Origin of the sequence: Nocardia arthritidis NBRC 100137, assembly GCF_001612765.1 — a bacterium.
In the GTDB taxonomy this organism is placed as follows: Bacteria; Actinomycetota; Actinomycetes; order Mycobacteriales; family Mycobacteriaceae; genus Nocardia; species Nocardia arthritidis.
This window is the reverse complement of record NZ_BDBB01000038.1, coordinates 69943-90780: the sequence shown is the minus strand read 5'-3', so window position 1 is coordinate 90780 and position 20838 is coordinate 69943. Positions and strand designations below refer to the sequence as shown.

Here is a 20838-nt window from a genome sequence, read left to right as displayed (position 1 = left end):
CCGGGCGTGCCGGGCTTCCTCGCGGAAATGGACCGCCGACGTCACGGCGGCGCACAGGGCGACGGCCGCGGCGGTGGCGCCCGCGGCCAGTGAGATCCGGAATTCGACGGGTGCGTAGTAGACCGCCGCCGCCACGACGGCCGCGGTCACGATAACGCAGGCCGACAATGTCGCGTACGGCGGTTTCGGTGGGTGAACAGGGGCTTCGCCGGACTCATTCGCCGCCGGATTCAACAACTCTGACAAGTTCAGTACTTCCGCACTCGCGCTTACCGCAGGGAAATGGCACCGTTGCCCCCTTCTGTGTGCCGTGACCCCCAAATACGCAGACCGACAAGCATTTTCGAAACTTCGCGGCCCGAGCATAGCGGGAGGGGCGGTGCGGCGCCACCCGGGTGGATTCCGGGAGGCACGCGGTAGGGGCGTAAATTCGCGCTGCCGTGCCGATGCTCGGATTGCGCTGGCGGCGGCCCAAAAGTGCTTTGCGGCAGTGCGGTCAGTGCGAAATTACCGAATTCTCGTTTGCCTGGAATTCACCGACGGCGGCCTGAGCTCATGCGGGCGGCCGTAATGCCGACGTGATATCTGAAAGATGGATCATCAGCGCGCTCGGCGGCCGCATCGGCGAGTGGCGTACGGCGCGAGTGCGCCGAGGAATCCGCGGTGTGGCCGGCCCGCCGGGCTTGCCGAGCCGGGGGCCGAAACCGAGCCGCTGTCGTTCGATCAGAGTTGTGCGGTTTGCTCGCACGGAGGCAGGCCGTCGGCCTCGCGCAGTACTTCGGCGACGGACTCCAGGTACAGCAGCGTGCGCAGCGACACGCCGTTCACGGCCTGCCCGAGGCGGCGCAGGGCCGAATTGTCCAGGTGCGCGATCACTTCGGCGTCGTCGTCCCGATCGGGCCCGGGATCGAAGACGAAGTAGTTGGGGTCGAGTCCGAAGACATGGGCCAGCCCGGCGCGAGCCTGCTCGGGCAGCGTGGTGAGCTGTCCGCGCCGAACTCTCGCGAGGTAACCTGGCTCCAGGTCGTACCCGGCTGCGGTCACCCACATCTCGACCGTATCGTCGGCGAGCGGGCGTCCGTGCGCGCGCTCCCACATCTCGAACGCTAGGTTCAGCCGGGCAGTGATATCGATGTCCACGACCGCCTCCACCTTCTGGGGACATTTGCCTGTGACGGGTCAAACATTCACTCGACCGTAGCGTGGGAGCAGTCGATCGCCGTGATTTCACGGCAAATGTCCGGTTGCATAGGGGAGGGAACAGACTCGATCCCCGATTTGCGGGGAATACGGCCTCGAGGAGATGGGTGTGCGACTGAGTTCCGAGGAGGCGCGCAAACGATTCGCGACCAGTCCGGTCGCGCGGTTGGCGACCATTTCTGCGCGGGCGCGCCCGCATTTGGTGCCCATCGTGTTCGTCGTGGCAGGCGAGGTGATCTACACCAGTGTGGACGCGAAGCCGAAGACGACCACGGCGCTGCGCCGGCTGGCGAATATCGCGGCGAACCCGGCGGTCACCGTGCTCGTCGACCGCTATGGTGACGACTGGACCCAGCTGTGGTGGGCCCGCGCCGACGGAGACGCCCGCATCGCGGAGGGCGCCGAGGCGGAAGCGGCGGTCCGCCGATTGACCGCGCGCTATCCCCAGTACGAACGTCAGCCGCCCCCGGGGCCGGTGATCGCCATCGATGTGGCGCGCTGGTCGGGATGGTCCGCGCGCTGAGTGGGCCGCGCCGGTTCCGGTACAGTCCGATTCGTCGCGTCCCGCTGCGGGAACGGCGAGCCGGACCATCTGTCGAGTCGATCGTGAGGATCGCATGCCCTCGAATTTCGCGCTGAAGGCCATGAATACGGCGCACCGCGCCCTGTTGAAGATCAGCTTCGGAAAGCTGGGCAACGACTTCGCCGGCATGCCGGCGCTCGAACTCACGACCACCGGCCGCAAATCCGGTCGGCCGCACGCGGTGATGCTCACGGCTCCGGTGATCGACGGCGACACCTACGTCGTCGTCGCCTCGCGTGGCGGCGACCCGGTGCACCCGGCGTGGTTCCTGAATCTGCGAGACAATCCGGATGTCGTAGTGGCGGTGCGCAGCGGGGCGAAGGTGCCGATGACGGCACGGGTGGCCACCGCGGAGGAGCGAGCGGCGCTGTGGCCGCGGGTGACCGCCGCGCAGCCGGTCTACGCCGATTATCAGACGAAGACCACGCGCGAGATTCCGCTGGTCCTGCTGACTCCGAAGCGGTGACACCCTGACCCCGGGCCGGTGACGGTCAGGCTCGATAGTTGCGCAGCACCGGACCGAGACATCCGGCCGCCGCGAGCGCGCCCGCGCCGAACATCGCCGGATAGCCGAGCCCGAGCGTGTCGTGTAGGAACGAAAGCAGTGCGGGGGCGCCGAAACCCAGGTAGCTCGTCGAATAGAACACGGCGGTCAACCCGGCCAGATCGTCCGGGCGGGCGATGCGTTCGATCTCCTGCAGCCCCGCCACCAGGCCGATGCCGTAGCCGGCGCCGAGCACCACGGCGGCCGCCACCGTCGCCCAGACGGTCAGCAGACCGGAGGCCAACGCGGCGAGCGCCATGCCGAACGTCACCGAGAGCAGCGCCATCGCCGCCGCGCGTGCGGTGCCGGGCCGGTCGATCCGGCGCGCGACGGACTGGACGGCGAATCCGCAGCCCAGCGTGATGACGCAGACCATGGCGGAGAACGCGATCGGCGCCGCGCCGACCCGCGGCGCCATCAGCGCGGGCAGCACCGCGTATGCCGCCGCGGCCGAGGTGAACAGCCACAGCGCGGCAGGCAGCGCGACCGTGTGGAAACGCCGGTGCCCCGCCGTGGGAATCCGCAGGTCGTCGCGGAGCCGCCCCGGATTCGGTCGCGGGGAGACGGTTTCCGGCACACGCCTGACCCACACGGCGGCGATCAGGCAGAGGCCCACGTTGATCAGGTACGCCAACGTGTTCGGCCACGGCGCCCATTGCGCGAGCACGCCGGCGCAGCAAGCGCCGACCGCGAAGCCGCCGGTGAGGCTCATCGCGGAGCGGCGTGCGCCCGTGCCCGCGGGCAGCTGCAGGCCGTGGGGCGGTTGCGCCAGCTCTTTGAGCCAGCTGCCGCCGACCGCCATCGCCAGCCCGAGGGCGACGCCGCCCAGCACCCGCCCCGCCGAGAGTATCGGTACCGACCCCGACCCGAACGCGAGCAGCAGCGATCCGGTCGCGGCGATCAGCGGCGCGGGCCGTAGCAGGGCGCGTCGGCCGTGGCGATCCGACAGCGGACCGCCGATCAGTAACGCGGGCACGATGCCGAGCACGTAGTAGAACAGCAGCAGATCGACGGTCGTGGCCGCCAGGCCGTCGTTCTTGTACATCACCAGCAGCGGCGTGAATTCGTTTCCGCCCCAGGCGATCGCGAACATCGCGGCGGCGACGCCGCGCCACCGTCCGGAGACGACCGATGCGCGGGGCGCTGTGACGGTGAGTGTGGCCATCACCGGCCGCGGAGTTGCAGTTGGTGCACGCCGGACAGATGCGCGACCAGCGCGTCGGCGAACCCGTCGATGTCCGCTGCGGCGACCAGGTCGGCCAGCCGCGCGTGTTGCTCGATGATCCGGGTGATGTCGACCGGGCCGCGGCGCAGGGCGACGCTGTTCATCCGGCGCTGGCGCTCGCGTAACGAGTCGTAGAACCCCGACAGCAGCGGATTGCCACCGGCCAGGACGTAGGTGCGGTGGAAGTCGGTGTCCGCTACGGCGAACCCGTCGAGGTCACCCGCGGCGGCCAGGCCGCGCTGCCGTTCGATCGAGGAGCGCAACGCCTCGACCAGCATGCCGGTGTCGTTCGCCGTAGCGCTGCGGACCGCCGCGGTCTCCACCACATATCTGGCATGCGCGACATGCTCGGCCTCGTCGGGCGGAATCGGGACCACGAGCGCGCCGCGCTTGGGGTACAGCTTCATCCAGCCCTCGGTCTCCAGCCGCAGGAACGCCTCGCGCACCGGCGTGCGGGAGGTGCCCAGATCGGCGGCGATCTCGCCCTCGCTGATCAGCTCGCCCCCGGCCAGCGCGCCGGAGAGGATCCGCTCCTTCACGGCGCGATAGGCCTGCTCAGCGGATGAATACGTCTTAGACACAAGTTGTATCTTACGGAGGGGCGTCGTGGCGTGTCGGCGGGGGCCGTAGGTTCTCCGGCGGCCGTCCGCTGCGGCGGTGCCCGGCTACGAGGCGCTGAGTGCGTTGTCGTCCGTTATCCGGCGGAGCGAAGCGCCGGACGTGGATGCGGGCGCGCCTGCTCGAGCTGCGCGGCGATCGGGAGGATCGTCGTCTCGCCGTTGGTGGGGCCGACCAGCTGAACCGACAGGGGAAGCCCGTCGTCGCCGACCCCGGCGGGCACCGAGGCGGCGGGGTGGCCGGTGACATTCCAGATGGCGGTGTAGGCGACCATCGGAACGGAGGCGAGCTGAGCGCGCACCGTGTTCGCCCCGTCGAGCACACCGAGCAGGGGCGGGCGGATCGCGATGGTGGGAGTCAGCAGCAGATCACACTCGGCGAAAACGCGATCGGCCTTGCGCGCGACTGCCTCGCCGCGCCGGATCGCCCATTCGACGACCGGCCTGCGCGCCCAGGCGCCGAGCCTGAGGGTCTGCTTGGTGCGGTGTTCGAGCAGCTCCGGGTGATCCACCTCTGGTAATTCGGCGCGCACGCCGCCGAAGAACTGCGGGTAGAAGGCGTGCGTGGAATCCGGGTAAGCGGGATCGATCTCCATCACGGTATGGCCGAGTTCGGCGAGCAGCTTCGCGGTGTCGCGGACGGCGCGGACATGCTGCGGATCGAGTCCGACCAAGGGGATGGGCGATTTCGTGCTGTAGCCGATGCGCAGCGGCCGGGCCGGTCCGCGCGCCGCGGCCTCGAACGAGGTCGCCGGTTCCGGCGCCCGGAACCGGTCGGTGGGGCTGCTGCCGCGGATGACGTCGTAGACGACGGCGGAGTCGAGCACACCGTGGGTCAGCGGCCCGGCGACCCCCAGCGCCCACCACAGATGCTCGTTCGGGGAGATCGGCACGCGCCCGCGTTGCGGTTTGAGGCCGAACAACCCGCAGCACGCCGCCGGGATCCGGATCGACCCGCCGCCGTCACCGCCGAGCGCGACCGGAACCAGACCGGCCGCCACCGCCGCGGCGGACCCGCCGCTCGAACCTCCGGTCGAGCGGTGCGGGTCCCACGGGTTGTGGACCACGCCGAAGGTGCTGGACTCGGTGAACGGCCACTGTCCGAATTCCGGCATCGCGGTCTTGCCGACGATGATCGCCCCGGCCGCGCGCAGCCTGCGCACCGCTTCGGCGTCGGCCACGGCGGGCGTGGAGTTGGCCCTGGTACCGAAGGTGGTCACCACACCGGCGACGTCGAATTCGTCCTTGACCGCGACCGGCACCCCGTGCAAGGGGCCGACCGTGGCCCCCGCGGCGCGCTCGCGATCCCGCTCGACAGCCTCGGCCCTGGCCTCCTCCCGCAGGACGCGGGTGAAAGCGCCGAGGTCGGCGGCGGCATCGATGCCGTCGAGCGTCGCCTCGATCAACTGTTCCGCGGTGAGCGCGCGCTGTGCCAGTAGCTCACGCTGTTCGAGCACCCCCGACGAGACGACCTCCTGGAGATCCATCCGCTACCGCTCCTTCCGGGCTCGCGCCGCGCGGCCGTCGCCGATGCCGGCATTCCCGACTCATGCAGTCGAACGACCATTCTGCAATGGATATCGCCTGGTGAGCCCGTTCGGTTCCATGGGCGTGTCAGGAGGTCGCCGGACCTTCCACCGCGGCGAGGCGGGTGCGCTCGAGTTCGGCGTGGTTGCGTGAGTAGGTGAAGTAGACGATCAGGCCGACGAAGAGCCAGATCACGAAACGCGCCCAGGTCTGCCAAGGCAGCGACCAGATCAGGTACACCGAGAACCCGATGCCGATCAGTGGAACGACCGGCATGAACGGCAGGCGGAACTCGCGCGGTTCGTCGGGGCGGGTGCGCCGCAGCACGATCACGGCGACGGACACCACGATGAACGCCATCAGGATGCCGATATTGGTCAGTTCGGCGACCACGGTGATGTCCAGCAACCCGGCCATCAGCGCCGATCCGATGCCGACGATCCAGGTGACCCGGGTGGGCACCTTCCGGACCGGATGGGTCTTGGCGAACCACTCCGGCAACAGCCCGTCGCGGCTCATGGCGAACCAGACCCGGGTGACTCCGAGCATGAAGGTGAGCACCACGGTGACGATGCCGACGATGGCGCCGACCGCGATGATGTTCGCGACGCCCGGTTGCCCGACCGACTCGAAGGCGGTGGAGAATCCGCTGGTCGGACTGATCTCGGTGTATTCCTGCATGCCGGTCAGCACCAGGGTGGCCAGTACGTAGAGCGCCATGGCGATGGCCAGCGAATAGATGATGGCCTTCGGCAGGTGCTTCTTGCCGTCGGTGGACTCCTCGGCGGCGGTGCTCATCGCGTCGTAGCCGAACACGGCGAAGAACACGGTGGCCGCGCCGGTCCACACCGCGCCGGTGCCGAACGGGAAGTAGGGGGTGTAGTTCGAGCTGTCGATATGGAACACGCCGAGCACGATGATCAGCAGAACAAGGGCGACCTTGATGCCGACGGCGACGGTCTCGAACCGGCCGACGCTGCGGATGCCGCGCGAGAGCAGCCAGGCGGTGCCGAGGCAGAACAGCATGGCGAACACGTCGACGACATGCCCCTCGCCGGTGCCGGCGGCGCCCATCATCCAATCCGGCAGCGTGATGTCGACCTGCTCCAGCAGGAATTTGAAGTACCCGGACACGCCGATGGCCACCACCGCCGCGACCGCGACGTACTCCAGCAGCAGATCCCAGCCGATGAACCAGCCCGCGATCTCGCCTAGCGATACGTATCCGTAGGTGTAGGCGGACCCGGCTTTGGGCACCATCCCGGCGAATTCGGCGTAGCACAGTGCGGCGGCGGCGCTTGCCACACCCGCGATGAGGAACGAGATCAACACCGAAGGTCCGGTGACCGAGTGCGCGACCGCGCCCGCCAAGGTGAAGATGCCCGCGCCGATGATGCCGCCGACACCGATCGCGGTGAGCTGCCACAGGCCCAGCGACCGTGACAACTGCTCGTCCGCGGAAGCGCCTTCGTCCTCGACGGCGCCGAGCGGCTTCCGGCGCGTCATCTGGATGCGTAACCGCGCGAGGGACATATCGGTCCTTTCGTCCACTGCGTACGCGACGAGGCGGCAAAAGGATCGCCTCTCGTGCTCACCTCAATACGACCACAGGGAGGCAGGATCGATCGGCGGAAGAAAATAAAGTTCGGTCTCCCGCTCAGCGGTCGCGGCCGAAGGAACGCAGGAAGAAGGCGATGTTGGCCGGGCGCTCGGCCAACCTGCGCATGAAGTAGCCGTACCACTGGTCACCGTAGGGCACGTAGACGCGCAGCGAATGGCCCGCTCCGACCAGGCGTCGCTGTTCGGCGTCGCGGATGCCGTGCAGCATCTGGAACTCGAAATCGCCTGACTTCCGGCCGCTTTCGCGCACGTGGCCCAGCGCCGCACCGATCAGCGCCGGGTCGTGCGTGGCCACCATCGGATAGCCCTTGCCCTCCATCAGGATCCGCAGGCAACGCAGGTAGGACTCGTCCACCGCGGAGCGGCTCTGGTAGGCGACCGCCGCGGGTTCGCGATAGGCGCCCTTGCACAACCGGATCCGTGCGCCCGGACCGGCGAAGGTCCGGCAGTCTTCCTCGGTGCGTTTGAGATAGGCCTGCAACGCCGTGCCGAGCCACGGGAAGTCCAGCCGCAGCTCGCGCACGATCGCCAGCGTCGATTCGGTGGTGGTGTGGTCCTCGGCGTCCACGGTCACCCAGATCCCGGCCGCCTTCGCCGCCGTGCAGATCTCGTAGGCGTGCTCGCGCGCGATGGCGTACCCGTTCTGCGGAAGCCGCTGGCCGAGCGCGGAGAGCTTGAGCGACACCTCCAGCCGGGGCACCGGCGACTCGTTCGCGGCCCGCAGATCGGCCAGCGCCGACAGCAGCCGCAGGTAGTGCGCGACGGTTCCGCGGGCGTGGTCGAGATCGGTGGTGTCCTCGCCGAGGTAGTCGATGCTCACGAACCGGCCGGAGCCCAGCAGCGCCGAGGACGCGGCGACCGCGTCGCGCTCGGTCTCGCCCGCGACGAAACGGTCGACCATCTTCTTGGTGGCCGGCATGCGGGTGATCGCGCGCTCGACGCGCGGGGAACGAGAGGCCGCCAACACGGCGGGCCGCAGCAGTCCGGAGAAGGCCATCACAACTCCTGGTGCGGGTAGCGGTGGTCGGTCGCGGGGACGAAGGTTTCCTTGATCGTGCGAGCGGAGGTCCAGCGCAGCAGGTTCTGTGCCGAGCCTGCCTTGTCGTTGGTGCCGGACGCGCGCGACCCGCCGAACGGCTGCTGGCCGACGACCGCGCCGGTGGGTTTGTCGTTGATGTAGAAGTTGCCCGCCGCGAAGCGCAACCGGTCGAGCGCGGCGCCGATCGCCGCGCGATCGCGGGCGATGATCGCGCCGGTCAAGCCGTAGGGCGAGCCCCGATCGATCCGGTCGAGCGTGGACTCGAACGATCCGCGGACCGAATCGTCGTAGACGTGCACGGCCAGGATCGGGCCGAAGTACTCGGTGCGGAACGCTTCGTCGGCCGGGTCGTCGCCGAGCAGGACGGTCGGCTCGACGAAGTAGCCGACGCTGTCGTCGGCGTGGCCGCCCGTGGCGATGGTCAGGCCGGGGGTCGCCTTGGCGCGCGCCAGGGCGTCGGCGTTCCGGACGAAGGCGCGCCGATCGATGAGCGCTCCGCCGAAGTGGCCGAAGTCTGTGACGTCGCCGTAGCTGAGCGCGGCCACTCGGTCGATGAACTCGCGGCCCATCCGGTCCCACAGCGATCGCGGGAGAAATGCGCGAGAGGCGGCCGAGCACTTCTGGCCTTGGTAGTCGAACGCGCCGCGGATCAGGGCGGTGCTCAGCACTTCGGGATCGGCCGAGCTGTGCGCCACCACGAAGTCCTTGCCGCCGGTCTCGCCGACCAGGCGCGGATAGGAGTCGTAGCGGTCGAGATTCGCCGCCACGGTGCGCCAGAGGTGCCGGAAGGTGGCGGTGGACCCGGTGAAGTGGATACCCGCGAGCCGGTGATCGGTCAGCGCCACCTCCGACACCTCGGGCCCCGCGCCGTGCACCATATTGATCACGCCGGGCGGCAGTCCCGCCGCCTCCAGCAGCCGCATCGTCCAGTACGCGGCCACCGATTGGGTGACGGCAGGCTTCCACACCACGGTGTTGCCCATCAGCGCGGGCGCGGTCGGCAGGTTACCCGCGATGGCGGAGAAGTTGAATGGCGTGATCGCGTAGACGAAGCCCTCGAGCGGCCGGTAGTCCACCCGATTCCACACCCCCGGCGCCGAGATCGGCTGGTCCGCCAGGATGCGGCTCGCGAAGTGCACGTTGAACCGCCAGAAGTCGACCAGTTCGCAGGGGGTGTCGATCTCGGCCTGGTAGGCCGTCTTGGACTGCCCCAACATCGTTGCGGCGGAGATCGTTTCGCGCCACGGTCCGGCCAGTAGGTCGGCGGCGCGCAGGAAGATCGCGGCGCGCTCGGCGAAGGACAGCGCGCGCCAGCCCGGCGCCGCCGCGCTCGCCGCCGCGATGGCGTCGCGGACCTCGCCCGGTCCGGCTGTGGTAAGCGTGCCGAGGACGGCGGCGTGCCGGTGCGGCTGCACCACCGTGACGTGCTCACCCGAACCACGGCGGTGCGCACCGCCGATGACGTGGGTGACCTCGGTCGGGGCCGCGGCGAGTTCGGCCAGCTTCACGCGTAGGCGCTCGCGTTCGGCCGTGCCCGGCGCGAAGCTGCCCACCGGCTCGTTGACCGGCGGGGGCGGGGACACGACGGCATCCATGAGACCTCCTACTATCAGGTGAATTTCCGGCAATGTGAAGTCAACACCGGAAAACTGCCCGGAGAATGAGCCAACCAGACAAAGATGGGGCAAGTGCGTTGTCCAGTTGGCCGAAGGACGGGAACGTGGCGAGGGAAGGTGATCAGGTCGCCGCGGATATCGACCTCTTCGCGCTGGCGCAGATGATCGCGGACGACGCGGGCGGAATGGTGTCGATCGAGGACCAGCGGTCGCGTGTGCTCGCGTACTCGGCCTCTGACGAGAACGCCGACGAATTGCGGGTGCGATCGATCCTCGGCCGCGAGGGGCCGCGGGAGTATCTGACCCTGCTGCGGCGCTGGGGGGTGTTCGATCGTCTGCGCGATACCGACGAGGTCGTCGACGTGCCCGCGCATGACGAGCTGAACATCAAGCGCCGATTGGTGATCGGCATCCGCCGTCCCACGGACGCGCACACGCGCGCTGCTCGGGTGCTCGGCGCGATCTGGCTGCAGGAGGGCGGCCGGCCGTTCAAGCCGGACGCGGCCGAGATCCTGCGCGGCGCGGCGGCCATCGCGGGACGCCTGATCTCCCGCAGTCTCGACGCACCCACCACCGAGGCGCTGCTGATCCGGCGGCTGTTCGGCGCGAGCGGGCCCGTGATCGACGCCGCGGCCGTGGTGAACGCGCTGAACCTGCCGGCGACCGGCCCGGCGGCGGTGATCGGATTCGCGCTCATGGCGGGGGAGCAGGCGCCGGGCGCCGAGCCGGCTGCGGTGGGCGGCGTTCTGCGCCTGCGCGCCTGCTCTTTCCGCGGTGACTCGGTGACCACGACGATCGGTGACCGCGTCTACGTACTGCTGCCCGGCTACCGTTCCGCGCAGGCGGTGACGGCTTGGACACGGCAGTTGATCGAGCAGCTCGAAGCGAAGCGCGCGCTGTCGCTGCGGGCCGCGATCGCCTGTCCGGTGCCCGATCTCGGCCGGGTTGCCGACGCGCGCGCGGAGGTCGATCGGGTGCTGGCCCGCACCTTCGCGGCATCGCCGGGAAGCCGGGTGACCACCCTCGCCGAGGCGCGGACCGCGGTGCTGCTCGGCGAGACCCTGGATCTGATCGGTTCACGGACGGAACTGCGCGATCCGCGGCTGCGCGCGCTGTTCGACTACGACCGCAAGCATTCCGCGAGCCTGCGCGACAGCGTCGAGACCTATCTGCGCGAACACGGCGACGTGCGCGACGCCGCCGCGGCACTGCGCGTGCATCCGAACACGCTGCGCTACCGGCTTCGCCGGGTCGAGGACATTCTCGGCATGAACCTCGACGACCCGGCCGACCGCCTGCTGTTGCAGATCCAGCTCGCCCTGCATCGCCGTCCGCCCCCGCCCGAGGGGCGGGGTTGACGGCGGCGTGGCCGTTCACGACTGCCGTAGTCGCAGGTCGTTGCGCGACCGTGCTTCGACCTGCGCAGACGTGCCCACAGAGGGCGAACCGGCGGCTGACCGGCCCGCTGCGCGATACGCCTGCCGAAGGGGTCCGCGCGGCCTACAGTTGAGCGCGGGAACCCGGGTCACGGCTCCGGGGAGGCGTCCGGATCGGACCGCGCCGGACACCCTCCGGGCCCCCGTCACGGAGGACGAGATGACGAGGCCACGTCAGACGCTCGAGGTGGGTTCGCGGTTCGGGCCGTATCGCCTGGATCGCCTGATCGGTCGTGGCGGCATGGGGGAAGTGTTCGAGGCCTACGACACCGTCAAGGACCGCACCATCGCCTTGAAGGTGCTGCCCGAGCGGCTGCACGACGACCCGGTGTTCCGGGAACGGTTCCGGCGCGAATCGCACGTCGCGGCGCGGTTGCAGGAACCGCATATCATCCCGATCCACGACTACGGTGAGATCGACGGCAGGCTCTACATCGACATGCGCCTGGTCGGCGGTGACAGCCTGCGCGCGCTGCTGACCGAGCGGGCGCCGCTGGATCCGGAGCGGGCCGTCGCGATCGTCCGGCAGGTCGCCGCGGCGCTGGACGCCGCGCACGCCGACGGCTTGGTGCACCGGGACATCAAGCCGGACAACATCCTGCTCACCCCGGATGGCTTCGCCTACCTGGTGGACTTCGGGATCGCCCAGTCGGCCACCGGGGAGAGCCTCACCAGCGACGGCTCGGCGATCGGATCGTTCCACTACATGGCGCCGGAACGGTTCCACTCCCGCGTGGTCACACCCGCCGCAGACATCTATGCCCTGACCTGCGTGCTGTACGAGTGCCTGACCGGTTCACGGCCGTATCCGAAGGACACCGACGCGCAGATCATCTCTGCGCACCTGTTCGAGCCGCCGCCGCGGCCGCACTCGTGCCGCCCGGGGCTGCCCGCCCGGCTGGACGCGGTGGTCGCGCGCGGAATGGCCAAGGACCCGCAGGCAAGGTACGGCACGGCGGGTGAACTCGGGTCGGCCGCGCAGGCGGCGGTGGCCGAAGCCCCAACGCAGGCGACTTCCGCGGTGATCGATGCGGGTCCAGCACCGGACCCGTCCGGCGCGCCGGACGCGCCACCGGAACCGGGCGGCGAGAACGGCGAGCGACCCCGCCGCCCCGGCGCACTCCGCGTGCTCGCCCTGCTGTGCGTCGTCCTGCTCGCGGCCACCCTCGGCTTCTTCGGCTGGGAGGCGACCCGGCCGAACACCGGCGCCGCCGTTCCCGACGCGAGCGCTCCGAACGGCCCGGACGTCGAATTGCTGTCGCTGGTGGGCCCGTCGGGCTACAAACGCGCCAACTGCGTGCACGAAGACCCCGACCCGCCCACCGCCGCCGTCGTCTTCTGCACCGCTAATCCGGCCGCGAGCGATCCCGCGGCGCGGTTCCTGCGGTTCCGCGACGTCGACCAACTGCGCGGCTACACCTCGGCATTGCTGACCGGCCTGCAAGGTCGCAACTGCCCCGGCGACCCGCCGGGGACCGACGGACCGATGCTGCGCGACGGCGCGGAAGTCGGCCGCAAGTCGTGTTTCCTGAGCAAGGTGGACGATCCCACCGCACCACGGCCCGCGCTGCTGGTCACGGACGAGCGAGCGCTGGCGGCCGCGGTGTACATCTGGGAGCCTGGCGAGCAGCCATACCGCGACTATGTGGCCGCGCGCAATGGCTTCTCGTTTCGTACCGCCGATCTCGCCCGCGATCCGGATTACTTCACGCAGGCCGATCGTGCGGTGCTGAACCACCTGGCCGGTGATTTCGGCCCGGCCAACTGCCGCCACGCCGATCCGCCGCCCGGTCCGGTGGACGCGGTGCTGGCCTGCGGCACGAAGATCGGATTCCCGGCCGCGGAGTTCTACGGGTTTCCGGGCCAGGAGTCAGCGATGTACCTGTACGAGGCGAACCGCGGGCAGTTCTCGGGACATGTGTGCGGTCGTGGCGACATGGGCGACGACGTCTGGCGGCAGAACGGCAACGTCCTCGGCCGCTTCTTCTGCTATCCGAACACCGATCCCGCGCTCGGACCGAGCTGCCTGTTCCTGATCCACCAGAAGTTCGGCCTTGTCGGGCATTTCTGCGCGCTGCGCGCCGATCACCCCGACCAGGGACCGAAGAGCGAAGCCGATCTGACGGCGTGGTTCCACCAGTACTTCGACTAGCGCCTCGGCCACCTGCGTAAGTCCTGCCCCGGGCTGTGAGATCACGTGTCGACAATAAATACGGTCGACCGTATAGTTACTGCGTGGACAGTGGCTGGATGATGGACTTGGCGACGGAACTCGCCGTCGTCAAGAGCAGGCAGGACGTGCCCGCGGCGTTGCGGCTCATGCACGACGGGATGGTGCTGGAAGCGCCGGCGTTCGGGACGGTGGCGCGTGGGTTGGAGGCGAACGAACTCGCGCTGCGGGCCTTCTTCGCGTCGTTTCCGGACTATGACGTCGACTTGGGCGGGCACGCGGCAGAGCGGGAGACGCTGGTCTGCTGGGGAACGGCGCGAATGACCCTGACGGGCAACCGATTCGGGGTGGAGCCGAACGGCCGGCGGGCCGAACTGCCGGTGTTCCTCCGCTTCGCGTTCGCGGACGGGCTGATCGCGCAGGAGTACTTCCACTTCGATCTGTCGGAGCTGTGCGCCCAATCGGGGGTATCCACCGACGCGGTACGGCAGACGTTGTTCGGCGGGAGATGATCATGGACGCACGGGTCAAGGATGTGGCGAGGATCGAGACCAGGCAGCTGTTCGACGTCGTGGTGGATCTCGCGCCGCCGCTGAATATCGGGAAGGGCCGGGTGTTGTTCGGCGCGACCGGTGGGTCGTTCGAAGGTCCGAAGCTGCGCGGCGTGGTGGTGCCGGGCGGCGGCGACTGGGCGTTGTTCCGGCAGGACGGGAGCATGGTGCTCGATGTCCGGCTCACCTTGCGAACCGACGACGACGCGCTGGTGCAGCTGACCTACGGCGGGCGGTGGACCATACCCGAGGAGGTGCGCGATCGAATGGGTGATCCGGCCACGCGGCATCTCGTCGATCCCGGAAGCTACTACTTCCGCACGACGCCGGTGTTCGAAACCGGTGCGCGAAACTATCTGTGGCTCAACGACATCGTTTGCGTCGGATCGGGGTATCCGGTCGAGGGCGGCATCGCCTACCGAGTCTTCGAGGTCGTCTGACGTCGAAACCTGCCGTCTCCTGCGACCCGACCGCACGCACGCGTTGACGACGTGACGTCGCCGCGAACGCCGATCAGGAAATCGGTCAGCCCGGGCACGCGGCGGCGGGAGCCGCCGCATGCGGGCGTACGTCGCCGGGGTCAGCGCTGCCAGTCGCCGTGGGGGCCGGGCTGTTGCTGCCGGTGGGCGTCGGGCGCGCCCAGGGCGGGCTGCTGAGGGTTGGGAGCGGGCTGCTGGGGCCACTGCGCGGCAGGGCCGCCTGCGGCGGGCTGGTGGTATTGGGCAGGGCCCCTGGTCTCGGCGTTGGCGCGGGCGAGAAGATCGGGGACCTGCGGGCCCGCGACCGGTGAGGATGCGCCGCACCAGGTGCAGTCCAGGTGGTGCTTGGTGCTGAGCGGGAAGAGCGGGATGAAGAAGAGCGTGAACTTGGTGACGAGTTTGCGCAGCGCGTGTGCGGCGGGATTGCCGCAGCGGCCGCAGATCAAGGTGATCATGGCGAGCGTGTGGATACGCTTCTGCCAGCCCCAGATGAGCATGTGAAACCCCCAGAATCAGAGAATCCGATGTCGGTCACGGTAGTAGATCGACCAGGCGGCGGCTTCGGTCAACGGGTGGCCACCCCTTCGGTCGCCGCAAGCGGCCCAAAACCCTGCGATGTCATCCCGGGCGCCGTGCCCAGCCGCATTGCTTTCCAGTTGCTATACAGCGTCTTCGGCCCCGGACGCCACCTGCGTTGTGTCCCCGGATGATGACCGGGGTCATTCAAGCACAGAGGGCGAATCTCGTCTCTTGCTGCATGCGGGCATCGGTGGAAACCGGCTCCGCCAGGTGCGGATCAGAACCGCAGTTCGCGGACGGTGTCGAGGTCGATACCGCGCCGAGCGTAAATCTTGATCGTGTTCTCGCCGGTGAGATCGGCTTCGGCATAGCCGAGCACCTCGGCGATCCGGATCACGTCTTCCTCCGTCGCGGCTTCGATCTCCAGATATGGAGGAATCCCCGGCCAGGTGTCGATCTCGAGGTGTGCGCCGTCGAGTACGAAACTGATCCGCTTCGTTTCCTGGTAAGACTTCGCGGTGAAGCCCAACAGCTCGAGCAGGGCGTTGGCGCCGGTGAAGTCGTCGACACCCACCTCGACTTCGTGGGTGCCGTCGATGGCGTCGGTGGTGATCTGCTTGACGGCGAGAGTAACCCCATTCCCGTTGTCACGCAGCCTGATCCACTTCGACCGATCGCCCGGCGTGATGTCGTAGACGTAGCGGCGCATGAATCGCTCGCCGAGCTTGCGGCCACCCTTGTCCACGATCAGTCGTTCGACAGCACCGGGGTCGATATCGAGAATCTTCGCTTCGTGCTCGATGGGCACTGCTGGCTCCTGTCAGGTTGTCCGGCCGGATTCGTTTGAGTGTGCCCGGTCACGGTTGCACATACAGGCGCTCGTTCGGCAGGCGTGGGTATGCGCACGTGTCGTACCAGTCGATGGTCACATCGTCGGCTGTCGAGGACATGAACGCCGATTATCGAGGATTGCTCGGGTGGGTGGATGTGGGAGCCGATGACCTCACCGGCGGCGCAACGGTAGGAACGCGACGTGCGGGGGCCGTGGGGGTTGTCTACGCACCGCCGATGTGCTGGCCGATGATCGCGGGTATCAGCAGGTCGAGGAGGGTGATCTCGTCGTCGGCGGGGATGTTCTCGATGATCGGATCGAGTACTGCGGCTGCGTACAGTCGCCCGGTGTGGGGTGCGGCGGCGGTGCGGGCGCTGGTGATCAGCACGTAGATCACCTTCGCTATCACCTGCGCCCGGGCCGCTCCGGTCATCCCGTCGGGTACGGCCTCCGCAGTAATAATCACCAGTGTATCGATCACCTCGGTGAGGACGTCGAGTTCGGCGGCGGCGCGCTCGGCGTCCTGGTCACCGGTCATCGGGAGGCATGCGGGGATCGATCCGATGTGGGGACAACGCTCGAGGCGAGGGTGGGAGAGCCGGTGCCCTCGGTGCCGAGCGGGAGGACAGAGGCTGTGCTGAGTTCAGGCATACACCATCACCCGCCGACGCTGCCGCACGTGCTGTGCAGCGCAACCACGTACCGCTTCGATGACGATTCGCCCGGGTGGGCGGTAGTCGTCATGGGGTGGTCGCACCCATGCCCGGAACAAGCCGGGACGCTGACCCGGGCCAGGCAAGGCGATAACGCCGGCGCGCAGGATGGACACGTTCAACCGCGACATCTCCGCGAACAATCGAATGTCCTCGGGCAGATCGGGTCCGGTCAGGAACGTCCAGTGCTGCGACCGAGGATGCGTCAGTACCGGCCCGGCCGGGTAGCCCGCCCGCTGCGTCCATGCCTTGACTTCCGAACCGATGAATGCGGGCATCATCAACCCGCAGACCCGGCCTGCTCGCAGCGTGATGCGTCCAAGGTGTGGTGGGTCTACTTCGGCGGGCAAATCACACACCTGGCGGTAGAAGTGGCACACCGCCAAAGGGGTGTCTCCGAACTGTTTCGGTGAATTCACAAGCGTCTCCCCTCGCACGAACGATTGGTGTGCACCCGACGCCGAGGCAGAACCGTTCGGCTGCGCATCGGGCAGTCGGCAAGGCCGGGTTGAGAACCGGCGACTCCCGGCGTCGGGGCTGAATCAAGCGTCACGCACGGCGACGTGCCTTGGCAGTGGCACGAGGGAGTGGCATTGTGCACTGGATCACTCGCTTTCTACATGGCGAATGCGGGCAAGGGGTGGCATCAGTAGTGGCAGATGAAGGCGGGGGTGCCGTCGACCTTCCACGCGTTGTCGAACCGGGAGATGATCGCCGTATGGGTGTGGGCGAGTTGGTCCGTGAGCTTCGAAAAGCGCGCGGATGGTCGCAGGGGCGGCTGGCGGACGAGTTGGCGGCTCATTCGGGGGCGAATATCTCTCGGGAATACATCTCTAGACGTTGGGAGAACGGAGACACGGTGCCCAGCCGGTTTTGGCTACGCCATCTGTCGGCGGTACTGGACGTGCCTCTGGCTGTTTTCGAGGACGATGGCATGCACAGACGGAAGTTTTTGGCTCAGGTAGCCGCGACCAGCATCGCGCCGGTAGTGGCATCCGATCTGCTGGCGGCGGGGTTCTCGGCGCGGCTGGATCATGCCGGGCCGAGCGTCGAGGAGTGGCAGGCGAAGCTCAGTGCGTACGGCACCGACTACATGTCACTGGGTGCGGTGGATATCCAGCGGCGCCTGGCGATCGACTTGGCGATTCTGCAACAGCAATTGGACAGTCCGCAGATGTGGGCAGCGGCGGCCCGGCTCATGACGCTGTATGCGAAGACATTTCCGGGGTCCGACGGCACCAAGGCGGTCAACTGGTATCGCATGGCGGCCGAGGCTGCGGATCGTTCCGAGGATGAACAGACCCGCATCTGGGTGCGAGGAAGGGCGGCCATCGCTCTGGGCTACGAAGGTGCGGCGCTGCGAGTCGCGGACCTCTTCGCCGACCAGGCGTTGGCGCTGTCGGACAAACCGAGCCTGGGGCGTCTCAACGCGATTATGGGCAAGGCGCACGCGGCAGTGCTGCGCGGCGACCACAAGACGGGCCGGGCGCTCGTGGAAGAGGGCCGCCGAGTGTTCGACAAGTCCGGGTCCTACGAGCAGACCTCTGACTACGCGGTCCCATGGTGGCGCATGAATGTGTTCCTCTCCCTACTGGCGGCGCGGCTCGGGGACGAGAAGTCGGCGGTCGCCTCGCAAGAGCAGGCGCGAAGGGAACTTCCGGCCGAGTTGCCACGGTTCGCAACGCATCTGGAGATGCACTGCGGTCTGATGCTGGTTCGAGCAGGCGATCGAGCCGAAGGGATCAGGGCGGCGCGAAACGCGATGGATGCGCTACCGCCGGAGAAGCACTCACTCACGCTGCGGATGCTGATGGACGAGATCGCCGGATCCAACGATGGCGCCGCAGGTATGACCCGCGCATAGGTTGAGGCTGCATGGGTCTGAGGTGAGTGGATCGTGAGTGCGAGCGGGACGGTGATGTCGATGGCTTCGTTTGATCCCATGTAGTGCAGAAACCTGCGGGTCAGTAGTGTTCGGTCAAGTATTCCTTCAATGCCGAACGGTCCGGGATGCCAACGTTGCCGAAGGTCGCGCACTTCTGAGCCGCTGCCCAGGACGCGATGTCGAGCGCCGCGCCGACAGAGGCGTCTGCGGCGACCGCCCATGCGAGCGCGCCGTGAAAGGTGTCGCCCGCACCGCAGGTGTCTTCCGTTGTGACCTCGAACGCCCTATAGCGGTGTTGCCCGGCCTCATCGAGGTAGACCCCGCCACGACTCCCTTGGGTCGCGATCAGGACTTTCGGTTCGAAGTCGGCAAAGACTCGCGACATGCTCTCATCGAGCGGTTCGCCCGGATGGCGGCCGGTGAAGAACTTTTCCGGAGCGGCTATGTAGTCGACGCCGTGCAGGAATCCCTCGCTCGACTGCTTGTAGCCGCCTGTATCGATCACGATCGGGACGCCCGCGGCGCGGCACGACTGGATGGCGGCCGTGCTCAACTCGGGGTCGGTACAGTCCAGTAGCGCGGCATCCGCGCCGGTCAACGCCCCGTCCAAGGCGTCGAGCAGCGCCGAGTCGACTCGCGGCTGGGGCGTCCAGATGGTGGTTCGGGTACCTCGGTCGGCGGCGATTATCACTGCCGAATGTTGGCTGGGTTCGGCCCGTTCGAAGAGATTGATCTCGAGGGGTTCGCTTGTCAGCTCACGTCGCAGTACTTCCGCGTGAATGCCGGTTCCGCACATCGCGTAGAGGCTGACGCCACCTCCGCCCAGTCGCGCCGCCGTGATGGAGCCACGTCCGGCCGGTCCGCCCACTACGACCCCGTGCCTGCGCACCGGGTTCTCACTGTCCTCGGCGGGATGGGTGTCCAGAACGTAGAGATAGTCGATCGTCGCCATGCCTACGACCGCCACCTGCGGCGTTTCTCTCAGCCGAACCTGCTGATCATCCATTCGCTGCCTGCCTCCGCTGACTCCGGAAAGTGGGTGTTCTCGAGTTCCGCCGCTTCGGCGATATGGCGGGTGGTGACTATGACCGCCCGGGGGTTGCGTCGCAAGAGACTGGCCGGAACACCGGCCGTTTCGGGGAAGTGAGTCATCTGATGGATGATTCTCGTCTTGGTCTTGTCGAAGGCCAGCACCATCAAGCCGGAGCATTCCAGTGCAGAGGCCAAGCCGATGGTCAGTACCGAACGTGAGGGCTGGTTCGGATCGATATATCGGCGGCCGTGCTCGCTGAGTTCCACGACGCGGCATCCGTCGCTGACGATTTCGTCGGGGTCGGTGTACATACCGACCTCGTACCCCAGCACCTCACCGGCTGGAGAGATCGAGATCCCGTGGACGGCAGGGGGATACAGTCGTAGCGTGCGCTGGGTTCGCAGTAGCGGATCCTCGCTTTCGGAGATCTGGCCGGACAGCAGATGCAACTGATCGGTGGCAGGGCCAAGTCCGCGTTCGGTCAGCGGCTCGATCAGCGTCTCTACGACGTGCCGGGTGCGGGATGTGTGGTGACTGTGGTCCACGCCGAAAGTTTCGGTGTCCGAAAGAAGATGCGCGTCGCCGAACGGTGCCGGAGCGTAGCGATGCGCGATCCGCAGCATGGCGCGGAAAATCTGCGTCGCCGCACGTCCGGTGGGAAGAACGATACTTCGGTCGGAGGCGTCGCGCGCGATTCTGAAGTAGGTGTGTGCGGCCGCCTCCGCCGCAACGCGGTCGTTTTCGAAGACGGCGACGCCTGCGGGCCAATCGGTGACGGGGACAGGTTCTGTGGAGCGCGGCACCGGTGCATTATCCGGCGCGCGGCCACTCGAGCCCGGTCGCTTCAGATCCCTGACGAGGGAGTCCAACGTGCTGTCACGCTGGTCCAGCCAATCCACCCATTGTGTGGGGGACAGGTAGTAGCCGAGCCGCTCCGGTTGGATCTGCTCCAGTCGAACCCAGTAGATAGGGATCTTCGCTCTATCCGCGAGATGGACTTCCCGCTTGACGTGAACGCTCGAATCCGCCGAGGCGCAGAACAGCAGGACAAGCGCCGTGGACTGCCTGATCGCGTGCGAGATCGCCTCGTCCCAGTCCGAGCCCGGTGGTACGTCGCGTGGCGCCCACCATGTCGAAATATCATGGCGCGCAAAGTACGTGGCAATGTGCTCGACGACGGGCCGCTTACTGCTGTGATAGCTGATGAAGACGGCCACAACTCTCCTCCCCGCGAGTTTGTCGGTGCTCG

At 67.9% G+C, this 20838-nt stretch carries 21 protein-coding genes and 1 pseudogene; 8 read left to right on the top strand and 14 right to left on the bottom strand.

Annotation, left to right across the window (positions count from 1 at the left end; translation table 11 throughout):
- Window positions 1-723: 723 nt before the first annotated feature.
- Complete coding sequence (locus NA8_RS24590; protein WP_157106896.1) at window positions 724-1140, bottom strand: hypothetical protein; 417 nt, start codon at window positions 1138-1140, stop codon at window positions 724-726.
- A gap of 163 nt (window positions 1141-1303) precedes the next feature.
- On the opposite strand from NA8_RS24590, the gene NA8_RS24585 reads away from it, so the two are divergent.
- Together NA8_RS24585 and NA8_RS24580 are read left to right on the top strand one after the other, a co-directional pair.
- The gene (locus NA8_RS24585; protein ID WP_439957415.1) at window positions 1304-1723 is read left to right on the top strand and encodes a TIGR03668 family PPOX class F420-dependent oxidoreductase; all 420 of its coding nucleotides are present in this window, start codon (window positions 1304-1306) and stop codon (window positions 1721-1723) included.
- A gap of 94 nt (window positions 1724-1817) precedes the next feature.
- Window positions 1818-2249 carry a nitroreductase family deazaflavin-dependent oxidoreductase gene (locus tag NA8_RS24580; protein ID WP_063052711.1) on the top strand — a complete coding sequence of 144 codons (432 nt, stop codon included), beginning with the start codon at window positions 1818-1820 and terminating at the stop codon, window positions 2247-2249.
- Between the two features lie 25 nt (window positions 2250-2274).
- On the opposite strand, the gene NA8_RS24575 is transcribed toward NA8_RS24580, so the two are convergent.
- The 6 genes from NA8_RS24575 to pruA all read right to left on the bottom strand — a co-directional run bounded on the left by NA8_RS24575 (window position 2275) and on the right by pruA (window position 9950).
- Window positions 2275-3492: an MFS transporter gene (locus NA8_RS24575; protein WP_063052710.1), complete on the bottom strand. Its 1218-nt coding sequence runs from the start codon at window positions 3490-3492 to the stop codon at window positions 2275-2277.
- Window positions 3492-4133 carry a GntR family transcriptional regulator gene (locus NA8_RS24570; protein WP_063052709.1) on the bottom strand — a complete coding sequence of 214 codons (642 nt, stop codon included), beginning with the start codon at window positions 4131-4133 and terminating at the stop codon, window positions 3492-3494. Before NA8_RS24570 ends, NA8_RS24575 begins: the two co-directional genes overlap by 1 nt.
- A 113-nt stretch (window positions 4134-4246) precedes the next feature.
- Window positions 4247-5656 carry an amidase gene (locus tag NA8_RS24565; protein ID WP_063052708.1) on the bottom strand — a complete coding sequence of 470 codons (1410 nt, stop codon included), beginning with the start codon at window positions 5654-5656 and terminating at the stop codon, window positions 4247-4249.
- 127 nt (window positions 5657-5783) lie between these two features.
- Window positions 5784-7229: an amino acid permease gene (locus NA8_RS24560; protein WP_063052707.1), complete on the bottom strand. Its 1446-nt coding sequence runs from the start codon at window positions 7227-7229 to the stop codon at window positions 5784-5786.
- A gap of 124 nt (window positions 7230-7353) precedes the next feature.
- Window positions 7354-8313, bottom strand: coding sequence for a proline dehydrogenase family protein (locus tag NA8_RS24555; protein ID WP_063052706.1), 960 nt, complete (start codon window positions 8311-8313; stop codon window positions 7354-7356).
- Window positions 8313-9950, bottom strand: coding sequence for an L-glutamate gamma-semialdehyde dehydrogenase (gene pruA / locus NA8_RS24550; protein WP_063052705.1), 1638 nt, complete (start codon window positions 9948-9950; stop codon window positions 8313-8315). The genes NA8_RS24555 and pruA overlap by 1 nt, the downstream gene beginning before the upstream one ends.
- Before the next feature lie 125 nt (window positions 9951-10075).
- On the opposite strand from pruA, the gene NA8_RS24545 reads away from it, so the two are divergent.
- From NA8_RS24545 to NA8_RS24530, 4 genes are all read left to right on the top strand, one after another.
- Entirely contained in the window at window positions 10076-11329 is a 1254-nt protein-coding gene (locus tag NA8_RS24545) for a PucR family transcriptional regulator (protein ID WP_063052704.1), read from the top strand.
- Window positions 11330-11567: 238 nt separating this feature from the next.
- Complete coding sequence (locus tag NA8_RS34040; RefSeq protein ID WP_157106895.1) at window positions 11568-13559, top strand: serine/threonine-protein kinase; 1992 nt, start codon at window positions 11568-11570, stop codon at window positions 13557-13559.
- Between the two features lie 83 nt (window positions 13560-13642).
- Window positions 13643-14089 (top strand): ester cyclase, encoded by a 447-nt coding sequence (locus NA8_RS24535; RefSeq protein WP_218019505.1) that lies wholly within the window; start codon window positions 13643-13645, stop codon window positions 14087-14089.
- Window positions 14090-14091: 2 nt separating this feature from the next.
- Window positions 14092-14568: a DUF3237 domain-containing protein gene (locus NA8_RS24530; protein WP_218019504.1), complete on the top strand. Its 477-nt coding sequence runs from the start codon at window positions 14092-14094 to the stop codon at window positions 14566-14568.
- A gap of 140 nt (window positions 14569-14708) precedes the next feature.
- Here NA8_RS24530 and NA8_RS24525 read toward each other — a convergent pair whose 3' ends face one another.
- From NA8_RS24525 to NA8_RS35315, 5 genes are all read right to left on the bottom strand, one after another.
- On the bottom strand, window positions 14709-15104 hold the full coding sequence (locus tag NA8_RS24525) for a zinc ribbon domain-containing protein (RefSeq protein WP_084467060.1): 396 nt from the start codon (window positions 15102-15104) through the stop codon (window positions 14709-14711).
- A gap of 299 nt (window positions 15105-15403) precedes the next feature.
- A complete protein-coding gene (locus NA8_RS24520) occupies window positions 15404-15934 on the bottom strand; it encodes a class IV adenylate cyclase (protein WP_063052700.1) in 531 nt (176 codons plus the stop codon).
- 247 nt (window positions 15935-16181) lie between these two features.
- On the bottom strand, window positions 16182-16496 hold the full coding sequence (locus NA8_RS24515; protein ID WP_063052699.1) for a hypothetical protein: 315 nt from the start codon (window positions 16494-16496) through the stop codon (window positions 16182-16184).
- Between the two features lie 105 nt (window positions 16497-16601).
- Window positions 16602-17090 (bottom strand): DNA-directed RNA polymerase subunit beta, encoded by a 489-nt coding sequence (locus tag NA8_RS24510; protein WP_157106894.1) that lies wholly within the window; start codon window positions 17088-17090, stop codon window positions 16602-16604.
- A 227-nt stretch (window positions 17091-17317) separates the two neighbouring features.
- Window positions 17318-17473 carry a hypothetical protein gene (locus NA8_RS35315; protein WP_245663985.1) on the bottom strand — a complete coding sequence of 52 codons (156 nt, stop codon included), beginning with the start codon at window positions 17471-17473 and terminating at the stop codon, window positions 17318-17320.
- Here NA8_RS35315 and NA8_RS35310 point away from each other — a divergent pair.
- Window positions 17462-17530, top strand: a pseudogene (locus tag NA8_RS35310) (hypothetical protein); the annotation flags it as partial. The gene NA8_RS35315 and the pseudogene NA8_RS35310 overlap by 12 nt on opposite strands.
- Complete coding sequence (locus tag NA8_RS24505) at window positions 17531-18535, top strand: transcriptional regulator (RefSeq protein WP_245663984.1); 1005 nt, start codon at window positions 17531-17533, stop codon at window positions 18533-18535. It abuts the pseudogene before it with no gap.
- 100 nt (window positions 18536-18635) lie between these two features.
- Here NA8_RS24505 and NA8_RS24500 read toward each other — a convergent pair whose 3' ends face one another.
- Entirely contained in the window at window positions 18636-19562 is a 927-nt protein-coding gene (locus NA8_RS24500) for a PfkB family carbohydrate kinase (protein ID WP_169810553.1), read from the bottom strand.
- A complete protein-coding gene (locus NA8_RS24495; RefSeq protein WP_063052695.1) occupies window positions 19538-20806 on the bottom strand; it encodes a TIR domain-containing protein in 1269 nt (422 codons plus the stop codon). The genes NA8_RS24500 and NA8_RS24495 overlap by 25 nt, the downstream gene beginning before the upstream one ends.
- Window positions 20807-20838: the final 32 nt, after the last annotated feature.